This is a genomic window from Caballeronia sp. INML3B (genome assembly GCF_023631305.1).
Lineage (GTDB): Bacteria > Pseudomonadota > Gammaproteobacteria > Burkholderiales > Burkholderiaceae > Caballeronia > Caballeronia turbans.
The window spans coordinates 39,727-57,444 of record NZ_JALQDI010000016.1 but is presented as its reverse complement, the minus strand read 5'-3'; the positions used below and the strand labels follow the sequence as shown (position 1 = coordinate 57,444).

14 protein-coding genes are annotated in these 17,718 nt (G+C 62.9%); 5 read left to right on the top strand and 9 right to left on the bottom strand.

Features of this window, described 5'->3' with window-relative positions; genetic code table 11:
• Positions 1-6 precede the first annotated feature (6 nt).
• The 8 genes from urtE to NCS58_RS10905 all read right to left on the bottom strand — a co-directional run bounded on the left by urtE (position 7) and on the right by NCS58_RS10905 (position 10,731).
• Entirely contained in the window at positions 7-699 is a 693-nt protein-coding gene (urtE, locus tag NCS58_RS10940; RefSeq protein WP_061121135.1) for an urea ABC transporter ATP-binding subunit UrtE, read from the bottom strand.
• A 90-nt stretch (positions 700-789) separates the two neighbouring features.
• Complete coding sequence (gene urtD, locus NCS58_RS10935; RefSeq protein WP_250476944.1) at positions 790-1,674, bottom strand: urea ABC transporter ATP-binding protein UrtD; 885 nt, start codon at positions 1,672-1,674, stop codon at positions 790-792.
• Positions 1,671-2,864, bottom strand: a complete 1,194-nt coding sequence (gene urtC, locus NCS58_RS10930; RefSeq protein WP_250476943.1) for an urea ABC transporter permease subunit UrtC — start codon at positions 2,862-2,864, stop codon at positions 1,671-1,673. The genes urtD and urtC overlap by 4 nt, the downstream gene beginning before the upstream one ends.
• 3 nt (positions 2,865-2,867) lie before the next feature.
• Positions 2,868-4,472, bottom strand: coding sequence for an urea ABC transporter permease subunit UrtB (gene urtB, locus NCS58_RS10925; protein WP_250538416.1), 1,605 nt, complete (start codon positions 4,470-4,472; stop codon positions 2,868-2,870).
• A gap of 81 nt (positions 4,473-4,553) precedes the next feature.
• Positions 4,554-5,861, bottom strand: a complete 1,308-nt coding sequence (gene urtA / locus NCS58_RS10920) for an urea ABC transporter substrate-binding protein (protein ID WP_250476941.1) — start codon at positions 5,859-5,861, stop codon at positions 4,554-4,556.
• A 1,146-nt stretch (positions 5,862-7,007) separates the two neighbouring features.
• Positions 7,008-8,324, bottom strand: coding sequence for an MFS transporter (locus NCS58_RS10915; RefSeq protein ID WP_250538415.1), 1,317 nt, complete (start codon positions 8,322-8,324; stop codon positions 7,008-7,010).
• Positions 8,325-8,499: 175 nt separating this feature from the next.
• Positions 8,500-9,276: an SDR family oxidoreductase gene (locus tag NCS58_RS10910; protein ID WP_250538414.1), complete on the bottom strand. Its 777-nt coding sequence runs from the start codon at positions 9,274-9,276 to the stop codon at positions 8,500-8,502.
• 15 nt (positions 9,277-9,291) lie between these two features.
• Positions 9,292-10,731, bottom strand: a complete 1,440-nt coding sequence (locus tag NCS58_RS10905; protein WP_061121141.1) for an aldehyde dehydrogenase family protein — start codon at positions 10,729-10,731, stop codon at positions 9,292-9,294.
• Positions 10,732-10,949: 218 nt separating this feature from the next.
• Between NCS58_RS10905 and ppa the strand changes: the two genes are divergently transcribed.
• A complete protein-coding gene (gene ppa, locus NCS58_RS10900) occupies positions 10,950-11,477 on the top strand; it encodes an inorganic diphosphatase (protein ID WP_061121142.1) in 528 nt (175 codons plus the stop codon).
• A gap of 51 nt (positions 11,478-11,528) precedes the next feature.
• Here ppa and NCS58_RS10895 read toward each other — a convergent pair whose 3' ends face one another.
• On the bottom strand, positions 11,529-11,822 hold the full coding sequence (locus tag NCS58_RS10895; RefSeq protein WP_061121178.1) for a GIY-YIG nuclease family protein: 294 nt from the start codon (positions 11,820-11,822) through the stop codon (positions 11,529-11,531).
• A 171-nt stretch (positions 11,823-11,993) separates the two neighbouring features.
• Here NCS58_RS10895 and NCS58_RS10890 point away from each other — a divergent pair, with 171 nt between their 5' ends.
• The 4 genes from NCS58_RS10890 to NCS58_RS10875 all read left to right on the top strand — a co-directional run bounded on the left by NCS58_RS10890 (position 11,994) and on the right by NCS58_RS10875 (position 17,697).
• A complete protein-coding gene (locus NCS58_RS10890) occupies positions 11,994-13,136 on the top strand; it encodes a GNAT family N-acetyltransferase (RefSeq protein WP_250538413.1) in 1,143 nt (380 codons plus the stop codon).
• A gap of 52 nt (positions 13,137-13,188) precedes the next feature.
• Entirely contained in the window at positions 13,189-15,243 is a 2,055-nt protein-coding gene (locus NCS58_RS10885; RefSeq protein WP_250538451.1) for an NAD(+) synthase, read from the top strand.
• A gap of 151 nt (positions 15,244-15,394) precedes the next feature.
• Positions 15,395-15,733 carry a P-II family nitrogen regulator gene (glnK, locus tag NCS58_RS10880; RefSeq protein WP_008342452.1) on the top strand — a complete coding sequence of 113 codons (339 nt, stop codon included), beginning with the start codon at positions 15,395-15,397 and terminating at the stop codon, positions 15,731-15,733.
• A gap of 206 nt (positions 15,734-15,939) precedes the next feature.
• Complete coding sequence (locus tag NCS58_RS10875) at positions 15,940-17,697, top strand: cation:proton antiporter (RefSeq protein WP_061121144.1); 1,758 nt, start codon at positions 15,940-15,942, stop codon at positions 17,695-17,697.
• Positions 17,698-17,718 lie beyond the last annotated feature (21 nt).

Here is a 17,718-nt window from a genome sequence, read left to right as displayed (position 1 = left end):
TCGTCATCATACGGCGATCAGCTCGCGCACTCCATGCTCGTCCATCTCGGAGCCCGCGCCGCCCGCGACGATTTCGCCGCGACTCATCACCCAGTAGCGATCGGCGAGCTCGCGTGCGAAGTCGTAATACTGCTCGACGAGCAGCACGGTCATGCCCATTTCATCGACGAGCTGTCGCAGCGTGCGGCCGATGTCGCGGATGATAGACGGCTGGATGCCCTCGGTCGGTTCATCGAGGATGAGCAGTTGCGGCTCGCTCATCAGCGCGCGGCCGATTGCGAGCTGTTGTTGCTGACCGCCCGAGAGATCGCCGCCTCTGCGGTTTTTCATGTCTCTGAGGACGGGGAAGAGATCGTAGATGCGATCAGGAATCTTCGATGGCGCTTTTCGGCTCGCTGCGCCGACCAGCAGGTTTTCTTCCACGGTGAGACGCCCGAAGATGTCGCGTCCCTGCGGCACGTAGGCGAGGCCGTTCGCGACACGCGCGTGAGTTGGCATGGACGAGATCTTGTTGCCGCGCCAGTTGATGGTGCCGCTTTTGGTCGGCACGACGCCCATCAGACAGCGCAGCAGTGTCGTCTTGCCGACGCCGTTGCGGCCGAGCAGCACCGTGAGCTCGCCGTCGGGCACGGTCATCTTCACATCGCGGAGGATGTGGCTGCCGCCGTAGTACTGGTTCAGGTTTTCGACTTCTAGCATTTTGGCCTGCTTTGTGTTCGGGTTTCGTTTCGCTGGATCCCGTTAGCGTGCCGGGCTTGCGCGAAACGAAAGCCCGCGGCAACAAACAAATCACCGCCCGAGATAAGACTCAATAACGGCCTCGTCCCGCTTGACATCATCCAATGTTCCTTCAGCGAGAACCCGTCCTTCAGCCATCACAGTGACCTTGCCACTGTCGCCAGCAAGCGCAGCAACGAACTCCATATCATGCTCGACGACCATCATCGAACACGATCCCCGCAGCTTGTTCAGAAGCTCGGCGAGTTCCATCGTCTCGTGATCGGTCATGCCTGCGGCAGGCTCATCGAGGAGCAAAAGAGCAGGCTGCTGCATCAGCAACATGCCGATTTCGAGCCGCTGCTTCTGTCCATGCGAAAGCTCCCCCGCGAGCCGCGTCGCCTGATGCTGCAATCGAATCAGCTCCAGTGTTTCCTCGATGCGCGCCTGTGCCTGCCGATCCAGCCGCGCGCGCAGAGATGCAAACCAGCGCTTGTCGGTCTTCATCGCGAGTTCGAGGTTTTCCCACACGGGATGGTTCTCGAACACAGTCGGCTTCTGGAATTTGCGGCCGATGCCCGTGCGCGCGATCACCGGCTCCGACATGCGCGTGAGATCGAGCGTCTGGCCGAGAAAGACCTTGCCGTCATCGGGGCGGGTCTTGCCGGTAATGACGTCCATCATCGTCGTCTTGCCCGCGCCGTTCGGGCCGATCACGCAGCGCAACTCGCCCACGTCGATGGACAACGCCAGCTTGTTCAATGCGCGAAAGCCATCGAAGCTCACGGTGACGTCTTCGAGATAGAGAATCGTGCCGTGCGATACGTCGATCTCACCGGGCGCGAGCACATGGCCCAGCCCCGAGATGACGTTGATGTTCTTGTGATTCGATTCGGGCGAATCCGGCGCGGGCGGAATCGGCGGAAGGTCGACGATCAAAGCATGGTGTGCGGTCATTCTGCGCAATCTCCAGCGGTCTTCTTGCGGCGCGCGAGATCGATGAGACCCATGATGCCGTTCGGCAAAAGCAAGGGCACGAGCGTGAAGATGAGGCCGAGGAAGAACAGCCAGTACTCCGCGAAGTATGCGGTGAAAAAGCTCTTCGCGCCGTTCACCGCAAACGCGCCGATGATCGGGCCGATCAACGTGCCGCGTCCGCCGACCGCTACCCAGATGGCCATTTCTATCGAATTTGCCGGCGACATCTCGCTCGGATTGATGATGCCGACCTGCGGCACGTACAACGCCCCCGCGATGCCGCACAGCACGGCCGACACGGTCCAGATGAAGAGCTTGTACGCGAGCGGGCTGTAGCCGAGAAACATCAGACGCGCTTCGCCGTCGCGCACGCCGGTGACGACGCGCCCGAGCTTCGACGTGACGATCCAGCGCGCCGCGAGAAACGCGAGCACGAGCACGGCGAACGTGATGAGAAACAACGCCGTGCGCGTACCCGGATGCGTGACGGAGAAGCCCGCGATGCGCTTGAAATCCGTGAAGCCGTTGTTGCCGCCGAAGCCCGTTTCATTGCGATAGAAGAGCAGCATCGCGGCGAAGGTCATGGCCTGCGTGATGATCGACAGATAGACGCCTTTCACGCGCGAGCGGAACGTGAAGAAACCGAACAGCCACGCGAGCACGCCGGGCACGAGCACGACGAGCAGCAACGCGTACCAGAGATGCTCCGTGCCTTCCCAGTACCACGGCAGCTTGTGCCAGTCGAGGAACACCATGAAGTCGGGCAGGTCGCTCTGATACGTGCCTTCGCGGCCGATCGAGCGCATCAGGTACATGCCCATCGCGTAGCCGCCGAGCGCGAAAAAGAGCGCATGGCCGAGGCTCAGGATGCCGCAGTAACCCCACACGAGATCGAGCGCGAGCGCGCCGATCGCATAGCACATGAGCTTGCCGATGAGCGTCATCGCATAGGCGGACAGATGGAACGTGCTCGTCTCGGGCAGCACGAGCGCGCTGACCGGCACGAAGATGCACATCGCGATGATGAGCGCGATCAGCGCGAGCCATCCGTTACGCGGCAGGAGCGCGGCGCGCGGCGGCAGGCCGAGCGCGAACCCCGCGCGCGCGGCGCCCGCATCGGGTTGCGGCGCGACGTCGAGATTCGCGCCGATGTTGGTCGAGGCGGTCATGGCTCAGGCCTCCGCGCTGCGGCCCTTCAGGGCGAACATGCCCTGCGGACGCTTCTGAATGAACAACACGATGAGCACGAGCACCGCGATCTTCGCGAGCACCGCGCCCCAGAACGGCTCGACGGCCTTGCTCACGAGCCCGAGCCCGAAGCCGCCGATCACCGTGCCCGCAAGCTGGCCGACGCCGCCGAGCACCACCGCCATGAACGAATCGATGATGTAGCTCTGGCCGAGATCCGGCCCGACGTTGCCGATCTGCGAGAGCGCGCAGCCGCCGAGTCCTGCGATGCCCGCACCGAACGCAAACGCATACGAATCGACGCGCGCGGTCTTCACGCCGACGCACGCGGCCATGCGGCGGTTCTGCGTCACCGCGCGCACGAAGAGGCCAAGACGCGTCTTCGTGAGCACGCCCCACGCGATCGCGACCACCGCGAGCGAGAACGCGAGGATCGTCAGACGGTTGTACGGCAGGATGAGGTTCTGCATCACCGTGACGCCGCCGCTCATCCACGAAGGATTCGTCACCTGCACGTTCTGCGCGCCGAAGAGCGTGCGCGTCGCCTGAATCAGGATCAGGCTGATGCCGAAGGTCGTCAGCAGTGTTTCGAGCGGACGTCCATAAAGATGTTTGAGCACGAGCCTTTCCAGCACGATGCCGACCAGCGCCGCCGCGATGAACGATGCGGGCACCGCGAACAGCGGATACCAGTTGAACGCGGCGGGCGCGTAATGCTGCACGAGGTTCTGCACGACATATGTCGCGTACGCGCCGATCATCAGGAACTCGCCGTGCGCCATGTTGATGACGCCGATCAGGCCATACGTGATCGCGAGGCCGAGCGCCGCGAGCAACAGCACGCTGCCGAGCGAGAGGCCCGCGAAGATCGTGCCGAAGATCTCGCTGCGGCGCTGAATCGAATCGAGCGCGTAGAGGCCTTCCTGCGCCGCGTTGCGCACGCGTTCATCGGGTTCGTCGAAGGAGCCGTCGGCTTTCTTCGCGACGATGGGCCGCAGCAGCTCGTACATGTCCAGATCGTGCCGCGCCGCGACGAGTTGCGCCGCTTCAAGGCGCTTGCCGACGTCGGGATCGTGAAGGGCGGTCATCGCCCAGAGCGTGTCGAGGCGCTTCTTCAGTTCGGGATCTTTCTCGATGGCGCGCGCGCGGTCGATCAACGGCTTCATCGAGGCGTCGGGGTTCTTGAGGAGCGCTGCGATCGCTTCGCGGCGTTTGGCGGTATCGGCGGAGGCGAGCTGCAGGCCCGATAACGCGCCGGCGACCTTCGTGCGCAGGATGTTGCTCAACGTGATCTGCTGCGCATCGGGTGCTTCGACGGTCTTGCCGGTGATCGGGTCCTTCGTGCCGTCGTCGGTCTGAATGTAGACGTGGCCGTTGTCGGTCGCGACGAGCGAGCCATCGGACAGCGCGGTCAGCACGGCGACCGATGGCGAATCGGCGTTGGCGATGAGCTTGTCGATGGCGGCGGATCTGGCTTCGAAGTCGTCGCCGGCGAGCGGGGCGAGGTCGTCGCTGGTGAGTGCGCGGGCGCTGAACGGCGCGATCGCGATGAAGAGCGCGAGCAATACGCGCATGAAGGAACCGGTCATGATGGCCTTTCTGATGAGACATGGACGGCCGCGCGAATCAGGAAGGCGCGCGCGGCCTCACTGCTTCAAACCATCACGGCATCACGCGACACGCACGCGCTGACGGCGCAGGAACGCGGGAATGGAGCTGACGATATCCGGCTTGCCCTGATTGCCAGCGATATACGGACTCCACGGCTGCGCGCGCACCGCCGTCTTCGTCTTCCACACGACGTTGAACTGCCCGTCGCCGCGAATTTCGCCGATCATCACCGGCTTGTGCAGATGGTGATTGCCGTCCATCGACAGCGTGAATCCCGAGGGTGCGGCGAAGGTCTGGCCGATCATCGCGGTGCGCACCTTGTCGACGTCGGCGCTCTTGGCTTTTTCGACGGCCTGCTTCCACATGTGGATGCCGACAAAGGTCGCTTCCATCGGGTCGTTCGTCACGCGCTTGTCGCCGCCCGGCAGGTTTTGCGCTTTCACGTACTCGAAGAATTGCTTCTCGAACTTCGAGTTGTTCGTGTTCTTTACCGACATGAAGTAGTTCCATGCGGCGAGATGGCCGACGAGCGGCTTCGTATCGATGCCGCGCAATTCTTCTTCACCGACCGAGAATGCGACGACGGGCACGTCGGTCGCTTTCAGGCCCTGGTTGCCGAGCTCCTTGTAGAACGGTACGTTGGAATCGCCGTTGATCGTAGAGATGACAGTTGTCTTTCCCCCTTGGGCAAAGGTCTTGATGTTCGCGACGATGGTTTGATAGTCGCTATGTCCGAATGGTGTGTAGACCTCTTGTATGTCCGCATCCTTGACGCCCTTGGAATGTAGGAACGCGCGCAGGATCTTGTTGGTCGTGCGCGGATACACGTAGTCGGTGCCGAGCAGGAAGAAGCGCTTGGCGCTGCCGCCTTCCGGACCCATCAGATATTCGACGGCGGGGATTGCCTGCTGATTCGGCGCCGCGCCCGTATAGAACACGTTGCGCGACATCTCTTCGCCTTCGTACTGCACGGGGTAGAACAGCAGGCCGTTGAGTTCCTCGAAGACCGGCAGCACGGACTTGCGCGAGACGGACGTCCAGCAGCCGAACACGACGGCGCACTTGTCCTGCGTGAGAAGCTGACGCGCTTTCTCGGCGAAGAGCGGCCAGTTCGAAGCCGGATCGACGACGACGGGTTCGAGCTGTCGGCCCATGACGCCGCCGCTCTTGTTGATATCGGCGATGGTCATGAGCGCCGTGTCCTTCAGCGACGTCTCGGAGATCGCCATCGTGCCCGACAGCGAATGCAGGACGCCGACCTTGATCGGACCCGTATCGGCGGCCTGGGCCTTCGTGAACGGAAGCTGACCCGCGAGGGCGAGCGCCCCCGACATGGAGCCGAACTTCAGCAGACTGCGTCGTTTCATGATGAATGTTCCCCTTGCCGATGTGTTTGTTTGAGCAATGACGATTGCTCGCATCGTTCTGCAAGGGTTATGCCAATGAGGGTGGAATGCCCGGATCGCTTGGGTTTGCGGGTGGTTCGTGGAAGGTTTTACTGCTGCGTGGTCATGTTGTGGGGCGGGGTTTTGGTGCACGTCGGAGGTTGCGTGCATCGTTGCGGTGCGGGTGCGCTTTGTTTTTGCTTATTGCGCGAACCCGTTATCGTGTCGGTCTATTGGCACTGCCTCCCCCGGGGCGGCTGTCGCTTTCTTCGCACATGTGCCAACCATGTCTCCCTGCTATTGATCGGGACGTTCGATCGGTTCCCAATTCATCGAGTTTGCAGTAGTGATTTGCAAACGAGAGCGAAGTTCTGGATGCGCTTGCGCCTGACTAAGAATTGCCATACATCCGATAAGTCGTGCGTGTTCGTTCGTCACTGGTTCGCCGCATTGATCGGCGCGATCAGGAGGCACGTTGAAAACGAATCCTGCGGCCGCTCGCTCTGCAATGGCTGATTGCACGGCGTCTCGATGAACAGGCTCGGCGGCGGTCTTTCATCTCAATACCCTCGGCATCGCTCGAAGTTTTCAAAAGCTCGTTGCTTACATAGTAGGTAAGTGCGTGAATCTTGAAACGTCACTCGGGCGACTTGGCATTCTTCCACAGCCTCTTCTGCCTCGCTGACTCCACGCGCGGCCAATTCGGTCGCATTGTCAACCAATGAATCCGGCTGATACTCGAATGGCAGCGCGTCACCAAGCCGTGCTAGTGAGTTATTCGGAAGCTGGGATGTGTACAACTGAGGGGGCTGCACGCCGACCGATTGACCCGTCGGCCGCGAAGCGGGCCGGAGCCATTTGGCGCTGAACCAGTGAAGCAAGCGGCGCGAGGTGGCAGACCGTGCGCGAGCCAAGCTTGGTTGGGCCTACAAGGGCGATACTTAGGCGGGTGCCACTCGCGGTTGGCAAGCATGGTCAAACTGCGTGTGGCCGCGGGCCTAAACGAGCTGCTTTCTTTGCAGCAGCAAAGAAAGTGACTGCAGCCCCGCACAGGGGCAGTGCTAATAGACCGACGCGAAATCAGGATTCCACGAAAGCTAATAGCACAAAGCCCCAATCAAAAAAACCCTACCGATTAACCATTCGCGCCGGCACGCTCAACGCGAGCACCGCGCCAAGCACGAGAAACCCCGCAAGCATATACATGCCGCTCGCAGTAGAAGCGGTCACCTGCTTGAGCCACCCGACGAGATAGGGACTCAAAAACCCGGCCAGGTTACCCAAAGAATTGATCATCGCAATCCCCGCCGCCGCGCCCGTCCCAGCGAGAAACGCCGTCGGCAGACTCCAGAACAAAGGCAACGTAGTGAGAATGCCCATCGTCGCAAGCGTGAGGCCGATCATCGCGAGCGTCGTGTTCGACGCCCACACCACCGACAGCACCAGCCCGATCGCGCCGATGAACGCCGGAATCGCGATATGCCAGCGGCGCTCGCCGGTCCGGTCCGCGCTGCGCGCCGCGTACAGCATGCCGATCACCGCCGCGCCATACGGAATCGCGGACAGCAGGCCGACCTGCAATGCATCGGAGACGCCCATCGACTTGATGATCGTCGGCAGCCAGAAGCTCACGCCGTAAAGACCCATCACGAACGAGAAGTAGATGAGGCTCATCAGCCAGACTTTCGGGCTCGACAGGATCTTGCCGAGCGGCAGATCTTCCTTCTCGACGTTATCCGCCGCGATATTGCGCTCGAGCAGTTCGCGTTCTTCCTGCGTGAGCCACTTCGCTTTCGCGATGCGGTCGTCGAGCATCGCGAGCACGACGAAACCGACCACGACCGACGGGATGCCTTCGAGCAAGAGCAGCCATTGCCAGCCGTGCCAGCCATGCACGCCGTCGAAACTCTTCATGATCCAGCCGCTGATCGGACCGCCGATCAGACCGGACAACGCGATGGCCGTCATGAAAAGCGTCGTCATGCGCCCGCGCCTGCGCGCCGGAAACCAGTACGTCAGATAAAGAATGATGCCGGGGAAGAAGCCCGCTTCCGCCGCGCCGAGCAGGAAGCGCATCACGTAGAACATCATCGGCGTCGTGATGAACATCGTGAGCGCGGAAATGATGCCCCACGAAATCATGATCCGCGCGATCCACACCCGCGCACCCACGCGATGCAGGATCACGTTGCTCGGTATCTCGAAGATGAAGTAGCCGAAGAAGAAGATGCCGGCGCCGAAGCCGTACACGGCGTCCGAGAGCTGCAGGTCTGCGGCCATCTGCAGTTTCGCGAAGCCGACATTCACGCGGTCCAGATACGCGACCACGTAGCAGATCAGCAAAAGCGGCGAGAGCCGCCACGCGACCTTGCGATACGTGGCCTCCTCGAAGGCCGATGGCGCACCCGCGCCGGGGCGGGGCATGGGGTTGGCGGTGCTGGCCATGTTGCTCGTCTCCTCTAGTTTTTTAGCGTTCGACGTCGAGCGGATGGGCCCGCTCGCGATTACAGACGCGTAAGGATTCTAGCCCGTCGACATTCACGCCAAACGCTTGTTATTGCTAGGGAAAGCACGGATGTCCGGGCGCACGCCGCATCGTCGCGCGGCGTGCGCGCATCGCTCAGACGCAGCGGCCGCCGTCCACTTCGAGGGCGACGCCCGTGATGAACTCGGCGTCGTCGGAGGCGAGGTAGAGCGCCGCGTTGGCGATGTCCTGCGGCGTCGAGAAGCGGCCGAGCGGGATCGTCGCGAGGAACTTGCGGCGGTTCTCGGGCGTGTCTTCCATGCCCATGAACTCGGAGAGCAGGGCGGTTTCGCCCATCACCGGATTGATGCAGTTCACGCGGATGCGATCCGGGCCCAGCTCCACCGCGAGCGCCTTGCTCGCGATGATCACCGCCGCCTTGCTGCCGTTGTACCAGACGAGTCCCGGGCGCGGCCGCACGCCCGCCGTCGACGCGATATTGATGAACGCGCCGCCGCCCTGCTCGCGGAAGTACGGCACGAACTGCTCGACGCTCCAGTAGATGCTCTTCACGTTCACCGCATAGACGCGGTCGAATTCGGCTTCGGTCACGTCGAGTACGGGCTTGTTGCGATGCGTCGTGCCCGCGTTGTTGACGACGACCTGCACGCTGCCGAAGTCCTGGATGGCCGCGTCGAAGAGCGTTTGCCAGTCGCCGCGCCGGGTGACGTCGCCCGCCACGGCGATCGCGCGGCCGTGCTTCACTTCCGGCGACGACCCGAGCGCGATTTCGCTCGCCACACGTTCGGCCGCCGGGCCGTTGAGATCGTTGACGACGACGTTCGCCCCCTCGCGCGCGAAGGTCTTCGCGATGCCTTCGCCGAAGCCCGAGCCGCCGCCCGTCACGATCACGGTTTTGCCTTGCAGTCGCATGCCTGTCTCCGTTATTTACCCATGTTTGATGGCGATGGTCTTCAGCGTCGTGAAGCCGTACAGCGCTTCGAAACCTTTCTCGCGTCCATGCCCGGAATGCTTCACGCCGCCGAACGGCAATTCGATGCCGCCGCCCGCGCCGTAGTTGTTGATGAACACCTGCCCCGAGCGCACGCGGCGCGCGAGGCGCATCTGCCGCGCGCCGTCGCGTGTCCAGATTCCGGCTACGAGGCCGTAGTCGGTGCCATTGGCGAGTTTCAGCGCATCGGCTTCGTCGTCGAAGGGCATCGCGGCGAGCACCGGGCCGAACACTTCCTCGCGCGCGAGACGGTGCGTCGGCGGGACGTCGCGCAGCAACGTGGGCGCCTGATAGAAGCCCGCTTCGGGCGCATCGCCGACGACTTCGCCGTGCGCGGCCATCGGGATGCCGTCGTGCTGCGCATCGGATAGAAAGTCCCACACGCGCTGCTGCTGCTTCGCGCTGATGAGCGGGCCGCAGTCGAGATCGAGCTTGCTCGGACCGACCTTCAGCGCCGCGAACGCCTGCGACAGCCGCTCGAGCAGCGGCTCGTAGGCCGCGCGTTCGATCAGCACGCGGCTGCCCGCCGAGCATGTCTGCCCCGCGTTCTGCACGATCGCGGCGACGAGCACGGGCAGCGCGGCGTCGAAATCGGCATCGGCGAACACGATCTGCGGCGACTTGCCGCCCAGTTCGAGTGTCACGGGGACGTGGTTATCGGCGGCCATCTTGGTGACGGCCGCGCCCGTTGCGGGCGAACCCGTAAACGAGATGTGGTCGATGCCCGGATGCCGCGCGAGCGCCGCTCCCGCTTCGTGCCCGTAGCCGGTGACGATATTGAGCGCGCCGTCGGGCAGGCCCGCTTCCGCCGCCAGTTCGGCGATGCGCAACAGCGACAGGCACGCGTCTTCGGCCGGCTTCGCGACACACGCATTGCCGGTTGCGAGCGCGGCGCCGACGCTGCGCCCGAAAATCTGCAGCGGATAGTTCCACGGCACGATATGGCCCGTCACGCCGTGCGGCTCGCGGATCGTGAGCACGGTATAGCCGGATTGATAGGGCAGGGTTTCGCCGTGCAGCTTGTCGGCGGCGCCCGCGTAGAACTCGAAGTAGCGCGCGATGCCGGTGGCGTCGGCGCGCGCCTGTCTGAGCGGCTTGCCGGTGTCGCGCGCCTCGATCTGCGCGATTTCCTCGTGGCACGCGCCAATCAGCATCGACAGGCGCGCGAGGATGCGTCCGCGCTCGGCGGCGCTCATCGCGCCCCAGTCGCCTTCGAACGCGGCGCGGGCGGCGGCGACGGCGAGGTCGATGTCGGCCGCCGAGCCGCGCGCGATCTGCGCGAAGATCTGCCCGTCCGACGGATCGACGACGGGGATCGTCTCCCTGCCCGATGGCGCGACCCATCGGTTGTTGATGAAATGCTTCGCGTCTTCCATGCACGTCTCCTGAAATCGGGTTTCTGCTGCTGGAATTCGATGCTGAATCCGATTATCGCGCCAACGCCCGGCGCGCGCCGTGCGTGCAAAGGACGCGCAAACCGATTGGCTATAATGACGCAATCAAGCATCCACACGCGCGAGGGTTGCGCGGTTCGTCCAAGGACCGTCCGCCCGTGCGATTCCATCTCCGACCTCAACTTCTCCAGAGAGTGCTCATGAGCTTCAACAACGTACCTCCCGGCCGTGATCTCCCCCAGGATTTCAACGTCATCATCGAGATTCCCGCGCAAAGCGATCCGGTCAAATACGAAGCGGACAAGGACATGGGCCTGCTCGTCGTCGACCGCTTCATCGGCACCGGCATGCGCTATCCGGCCAACTATGGCTTCATTCCGCAAACGCTCTCCGGTGACGGCGACCCGGTCGACGTGCTCGTCATCACGCCGTTTCCGCTGCTCGCAGGTTCGGTCGTGCGCGCGCGTGCGCTCGGCATGCTGCAGATGACCGATGAATCCGGCGTGGATGCGAAGCTCGTCGCGGTGCCGCACGACAAGATCTGCCCGATGACGGCGAACATCAAGTCGATCGACGACGTGCCCGAATACCTGAAGGACCAGATCAAGCACTTCTTCGAGAACTACAAGGCGCTCGAAAAGGGCAAGTGGGTGAAGGTCGAAGGCTGGGCGGGCATCGACGCCGCGCACAAGGAAATCTCTGAAGGCGTCGCGAACTTCAAGAAGTAAGCGCGCTTTTTGACGAAACGCCGCCGCGTTGCCGAAACGCGGCGGCGTTTCTTATTCTTCTTCGCTTGCTTCGGTCTGGGGCAGCAACGATTCGAGCGTCCGCTCTCCCGCGATCAACGCGCGCTTCTGCTGCACGCTCAGACGCTTCACACGATATTCGGCGCGCAACGCCTCCGATCTCCCTGCCAATTCGAACGACGCCAGCACACGGAGAGGTTTCCTTGCACGCGTATAGCGCGCGCCCTTGCCGCTCGCATGCGCGCAGAAGCGCGCTTCGACGTCCGTCGCGATCCCCGTATAGAGGCTGCCGTCGGCGCATTCGATCAGATAGAGGAACCACGGCATTGCGTTGGGCCGGCGCTCGATGAATGATTTGCCGCGCATTATCGCCGAAAGCACCGCGCCGGGGCGCTTTTGTCCGCTTCGGCGTGCTGCTTCGACTTGCGCGAGAATAGCCGCTTTCGGGCGCCGCTTTTGCACGGCTCGCGCTCATCGATATTTCAGCGAGGTAGCCTGTTGAATCGCGAGGTCGAAATTCATGTAGTCGATGCGCTGGACGAAATTCCGGCCGACGACTGGAACCGGCTCGCCGGCGATAACCCGTTCGTGCGTCACGCGTTTCTCTCGGCGTTGCAGGAAACGGGCTGCGCCGTCAAGCGCACCGGCTGGCGCGCGCATCATCTGATATTGAAACGCGGCGGCGAATTCGCCGGCGCAATGCCGCTCTATCTGAAATCGCATTCGCGCGGCGAGTATGTGTTCGATCACGCCTGGGCCGACGCCTTCGAGCGCCACGGCTTGCGCTATTACCCGAAGGCGCTGTCCGCCGTGCCGTTTTCGCCGGTGACGGGGCCGCGCCTCATCGCCGCGCATCACGAGGATCGCGTGTTGCTCGCGCGTGGCGCCATCGAATTGACGCGGCGTCTCGAACTGTCGTCGCTGCATGTGCTGTTTCCGCACGCGCAGGACGTCGAGGCGCTGACCGACGCGGGCTACATGCTGCGCGAAGGCGTGCAGTTTCACTGGGAAAACCTGCCCGGCGACGGCTTCGCGAACTTCGACGCCTTTCTCGCGACGATGAGCCACGACAAGCGCAAGAAAGTGAAGCAGGACCGCCGGCGCGTGACGCAAGCGGGCGTGACGTACACGTGGCTGCGCGGCGCGCAGATCGACGAAAGCGCGCTCGACTTCTTCTACGATTGCTACGACAACACGTATCGCGAGCACTGGAACGCGCCTTATCTGTCGCGCGAATTCTTCGGCCAGATTCACGCCAGCGCGCCCGACAGCATGCTGCTCGTGATCGCCGAAGCAGACGGCGAGCGGCTCGCGTGCGCGCTCAACATGATCGGCGGCGACACGATGTACGGCCGTTACTGGGGCACCCGCGAATTCATCTCGGGGCTGCACTTCGAGACGTGCTACATGCAGGGCATCGCGTATTGCATCGAGCACGGGCTCGCGCGCTTCGAGGGCGGCGCGCAGGGCGTGCACAAGATGTCGCGCGGTCTCCTGCCGACGCCGACATGGTCCGCTCACTGGATCGCCGACCAGCGTTTCGCGCACGCGATCGCCGAGTTTCTCGATGCCGAGACGCAGGCAATGGATCAGCATATCGAGGAACTCGAAGCGCATACGCCGTTCAGGAAGAAGACGTGATGCGATAATCGACGAGACCTTTCGTTGCAATACGCGCACATCCATGTCGACCATGAACAGAAACTTCTTCAACCTGTACAGCCACGACTTCGCGCGCGTCGCGGTCGGCGTTCCGGCCTGCAAAGTGGCCGATCCGGCGTTCAATGCGGCGCAGACGATCGAGCTGGCGAGAGAGGCCGCCGCGCGCGGCGCGGTGCTCGTCGCGTTTCCCGAGCTCGGCATTTCCGCCTACACGTGCGACGATCTCTTCCATCAGCGCGCGTTGCTCGATGCCTGCGAAGACGCACTGCAAAGCATTCTGGACGCGTCGAAGGGACTGAATATCGCGATGATCGTCGGCGCGCCGATCAAGGCGGAGCACAAGCTCTTCAATTGCGCGATCGTCATCGCCGACGGATTCATTCGCGGCGTCGTGCCGAAGAGTTATCTGCCGAACTACGGCGAGTTTTACGAGGCGCGTCAGTTCAGCCCCGCCGATGCCGCGGCGACGAACACGCTCACGCTCTGCGGTCAGGACGTGCCGTTCGGCGCATCGCTGCTGTTTCAGATCAAGGATCTTCCGCTCTTCAGATTTCACGTCGAGATTTGCGAGGACGTGTGGGTGCCGATTCCGCCGTCGTCGTTCGCGGCGCTCGCCGGCGCCACCGTGCTCGTGAATCTGTCGGCGTCGAATATCGTCGTGGGCAAGTCGGCGTATCGGCATCAGCTCGTCGGGCAGCAGTCCGCGCGTTGCGTCGCGGCGTATCTGTACACCTCGGCGGGCAATGGCGAATCGTCCACCGATCTGGCCTGGGACGGGCAGGGCCTCATCTACGAGAACGGCGAACTGCTCGCGGAGTCCGAGCGCTTCTCGGATCAGTCACATCTGATCTTCGCGGATGTCGATCTCGAACGGCTTTCGCGCGAACGCATGAGACAAACCACGTTCGGTCGCTCGACGCACCGGCACGCACACGAAGTCGAACAGTTCGATGTCGTCGAATTTCCGCTGGCGGTGCCGGCCGACGAGAAGCTGCCGCTCGAACGTCGCGTCGCGCGCTTTCCCTACGTACCCGCCGACGCCGCGCGCCGCGACGAGCGATGCAACGAGGTGTACAACATTCAGGTGCAGGCGCTGTTGCAGCGGCTTCAGTCGTCGGGCATGTCGAAGGTCGTCATCGGCATTTCGGGCGGGCTCGACTCGACGCATGCACTGCTCGTGTGCGCGAAGGCGATGGACCGTCTCGGCTTGCCGCGCGCCAATATCCTCGCCTACACGATGCCGGGCTTCGCAACGAGCGATCGCACGCTGCGGCAGGCGCGCGAGCTGATGGAAGTCGTCGGCTGCACGGCAAGCGAGATCGACATCCGGCCGAGTTGCGTGCAGATGCTCTCGGACATCGGCCATCCGCACAGTTCGGGCGCAGAGCAGTACGACATCACGTATGAAAACGTTCAGGCCGGCGAGCGCACGAGCCATCTGTTCAGGCTCGCGAATCTGAACAACGCGATCGTCATCGGCACGGGCGACCTGAGCGAGCTCGCACTCGGCTGGTGCACCTACGGCGTGGGCGATCACATGTCCCACTACAACGTCAACGCGAGCGTGCCGAAGACCTTGATCACGCATCTGGTGCGCTGGGTCGCGGAGTCGGGGCAGATCGGCGGCGCCGGAACCGATGTGCTCGAAAACATCCTGAGCACCGACATCAGTCCGGAACTCATTCCCGGCAAGACGAGCGGCGTGGTCGAGCAGAAGACGGAGAGCGTCATCGGTCCGTACGAACTGCAGGACTTCAACCTCTACTACACGTTGCGCTTCGGATTTGCACCAACGAAGGTCGCGTTCCTCGCGCTGCATGCATGGCGCAACCGCGATGCGGGCGCGTGGCCGGAAGGTCCGACAGTCGCGCGGAATCAGTACGACCTCGGCGAGATCCGCAAGAATCTGCGGATATTTCTCGAGCGGTTCTTCCGCACGAGCCAGTTCAAGCGGTCATGCATACCGAACGCGCCGAAGGTCGGCTCGGGCGGCTCGCTTTCTCCGCGCGGCGACTGGCGTGCGCCGAGCGACGCACAGGCAACGGTATGGCTCAAGGACCTCGAACGCGTTCCTGCGAAAGAGTGATGGCGCGCGAAATTCCGTCATTACATGGCCACCTCGCGATTTTCCGGACGGCTTGCTCGATGAAACGCGGCTAGAATCGAAACCATCTGCCCCACGCGGGGCACGACGTTTTTTTCGAACCCCTTGAATCGATCTTTACGCGAGGCACGCCATGAAACGCATCACCGCCATCATCAAACCGTTCAAGCTCGACGAAGTCCGCGAAGCGCTCGCCGAAGTGGGTCTCACGGGCCTCACGGTCACGGAAGTGAAGGGCTTTGGCCGCCAGAAAGGGCACACCGAGCTTTATCGTGGTGCAGAGTATGTCGTCGATTTTCTGCCGAAGGTGAAGATCGAAGTCGTCGTCGCAAACGATCAAACAGATCAGGTCATCGACGCAATCATCGGCGCTGCGCGCACCGGCAAGATCGGCGACGGCAAGATCTTCGTCGCCGATGTCGAGCGCGTGATCCGTATCCGCACCGGCGAGGAAAACGAAGCGGCGGTCTGAGCGCCGCGTTTCGTCACGTCGATCGCGCCATCCCGGCCCGCCGTTCGCGCGGGCTTCTTTTTCTTCTTTCGCTTCGTGCATGCACCAGCGCGATGCGCCTCGTCGCTGTGGACTTTTTTGAGCCGGCATTATTGCCTGGGCGCAGGATTGTCCCATCCGTGCTGTAACATCGAATTCCTGGTTATATTTTTGTAAGGAATTGTTTGATGCATCACGCGATAGGCTTCATTCAGGATCTCGCGGTGATCATGGCTATCGCGGGCGTCGTGACAGTGCTGTTCCACCGTCTGCGGCAGCCGGTCGTCCTGGGCTATATCGCCGCGGGCGTGATCATCGGGCCGTACACCCCGCCGTTCAATCTCATTCACGACGAAGCGACGATCCAGACGCTCGGCGAACTCGGTGTCGTGTTCCTGATGTTCTCGCTCGGGCTCGAATTCAGCCTGCGCAAGCTCTTCAAGGTCGGCGCGACGGCGTTCGTCGCGGCGCTCTCGGAGATCGTGCTGATGATCTGGGTCGGCTACGAGATCGGGCGATGGTTCGGCTGGACCGCGATGGACTCGCTCTTTCTCGGCGCGATGCTCGCGATCTCGTCGACGACGATCATCGTAAAGGCGCTCTCCGAACTCGGCATGAAGGGCGAGCACTTCGCGCAGATCGTGTTCGGCATTCTGATCGTCGAGGATATCCTCGCTATCGCGATGCTCGTGCTGCTCTCCGGGATCGCGCAGACGGGCTCGGTGAGCGCGGGCGTCGCCGTCGTCACGCTCGGCAAGCTGTTGCTCTTCATGACGGTTTCGCTCGTCGTGGGCATTCTGACGGTGCCGCGCGCGCTCAATTACGTGGCGCGCGCGAAGAGCGACGAGATGCTGCTCGTCACCGTGCTCGGCTTCTGCTTCGGCTTCTGCCTGCTCGTCGTGAAGCTCGACTATTCGATTGCGCTCGGCGCGTTCCTGATCGGCGCGATCATGGCGGAATCGAAGCATCTCGCGCGCATCGAGCATCTGATCGCGCCCGTGCGCGACATGTTTTCGGCGATCTTCTTCGTGACCATCGGCCTGCTGCTGAATCCGTCCGTGCTCGTCGATTACGCGTGGCCAATCGCAGTCATCACCTTCGCCGTGGTGCTCGGCAAGATCGTCTCGTGCGGGCTCGGCACGTTCCTCGCGGGCAAGGACGGGCGCACGTCGATGCGTGTCGGCATGAGCGTCTCGCAGATCGGCGAGTTCTCTTTCATCATCGCCTCGCTCGGGCTGTCGCTCAAGGTCACGAGCAGCTTTCTCTATCCGATCGCGGTGGCCGTGTCCGCGCTCACGACGCTCTTCACGCCGTATCTGATCCGCGCCGCCGATCCGCTCACGATGCGCCTCGCCCGTGCGATGCCCGCGCCGCTCGCGCATACCTTCGGACTCTATTCGCAGTGGCTCGCGAGCCTCACGCCCGTCTCCGGCGGCCCGACGCTCTTCTCGATGACGCGGCGCATCGTCCTGCAGATCGCGGTGAATCTCGCGCTCGTCGCGGCGATTTTCCTCGGCGCGTCGTATTCGGCGCCTTTCGCGTCGGGCTATCTGGCCCGCTGGCTCGACACCGACAACGCGCGGCGCGTCGTGCTGTGGAGCGCGGCGCTCGTGATCGCGCTGCCGTTTCTGGTCGCGGTGTATCGCAAGCTCGAATCGCTCGCGCTGCTGCTCGCCGAAGTGAGCGTGCAGCCCGCGAAAGCGGGGCGCTTCACGCGCGCGATCCGCTCGGCGATCTCCGGGCTCATTCCGATCGTCGCGATGTTCGGCGTCTTTCTGCTCGTCGCGGCGCTGTCGGGCGGCATCCTGCCGCCGTTCGGCCTGATGGTCGGCGTGCTGCTGTGCGCGGCGCTCCTGCTGACGGTGTTGTGGCGCTGGTGCGTGAAAATCCACGCGACGATGCAGATCGCCTTGCGCGAGACTTTCGAGGAACCGCGCGACCATTGACGGCTTTCTTCACGGGATTGC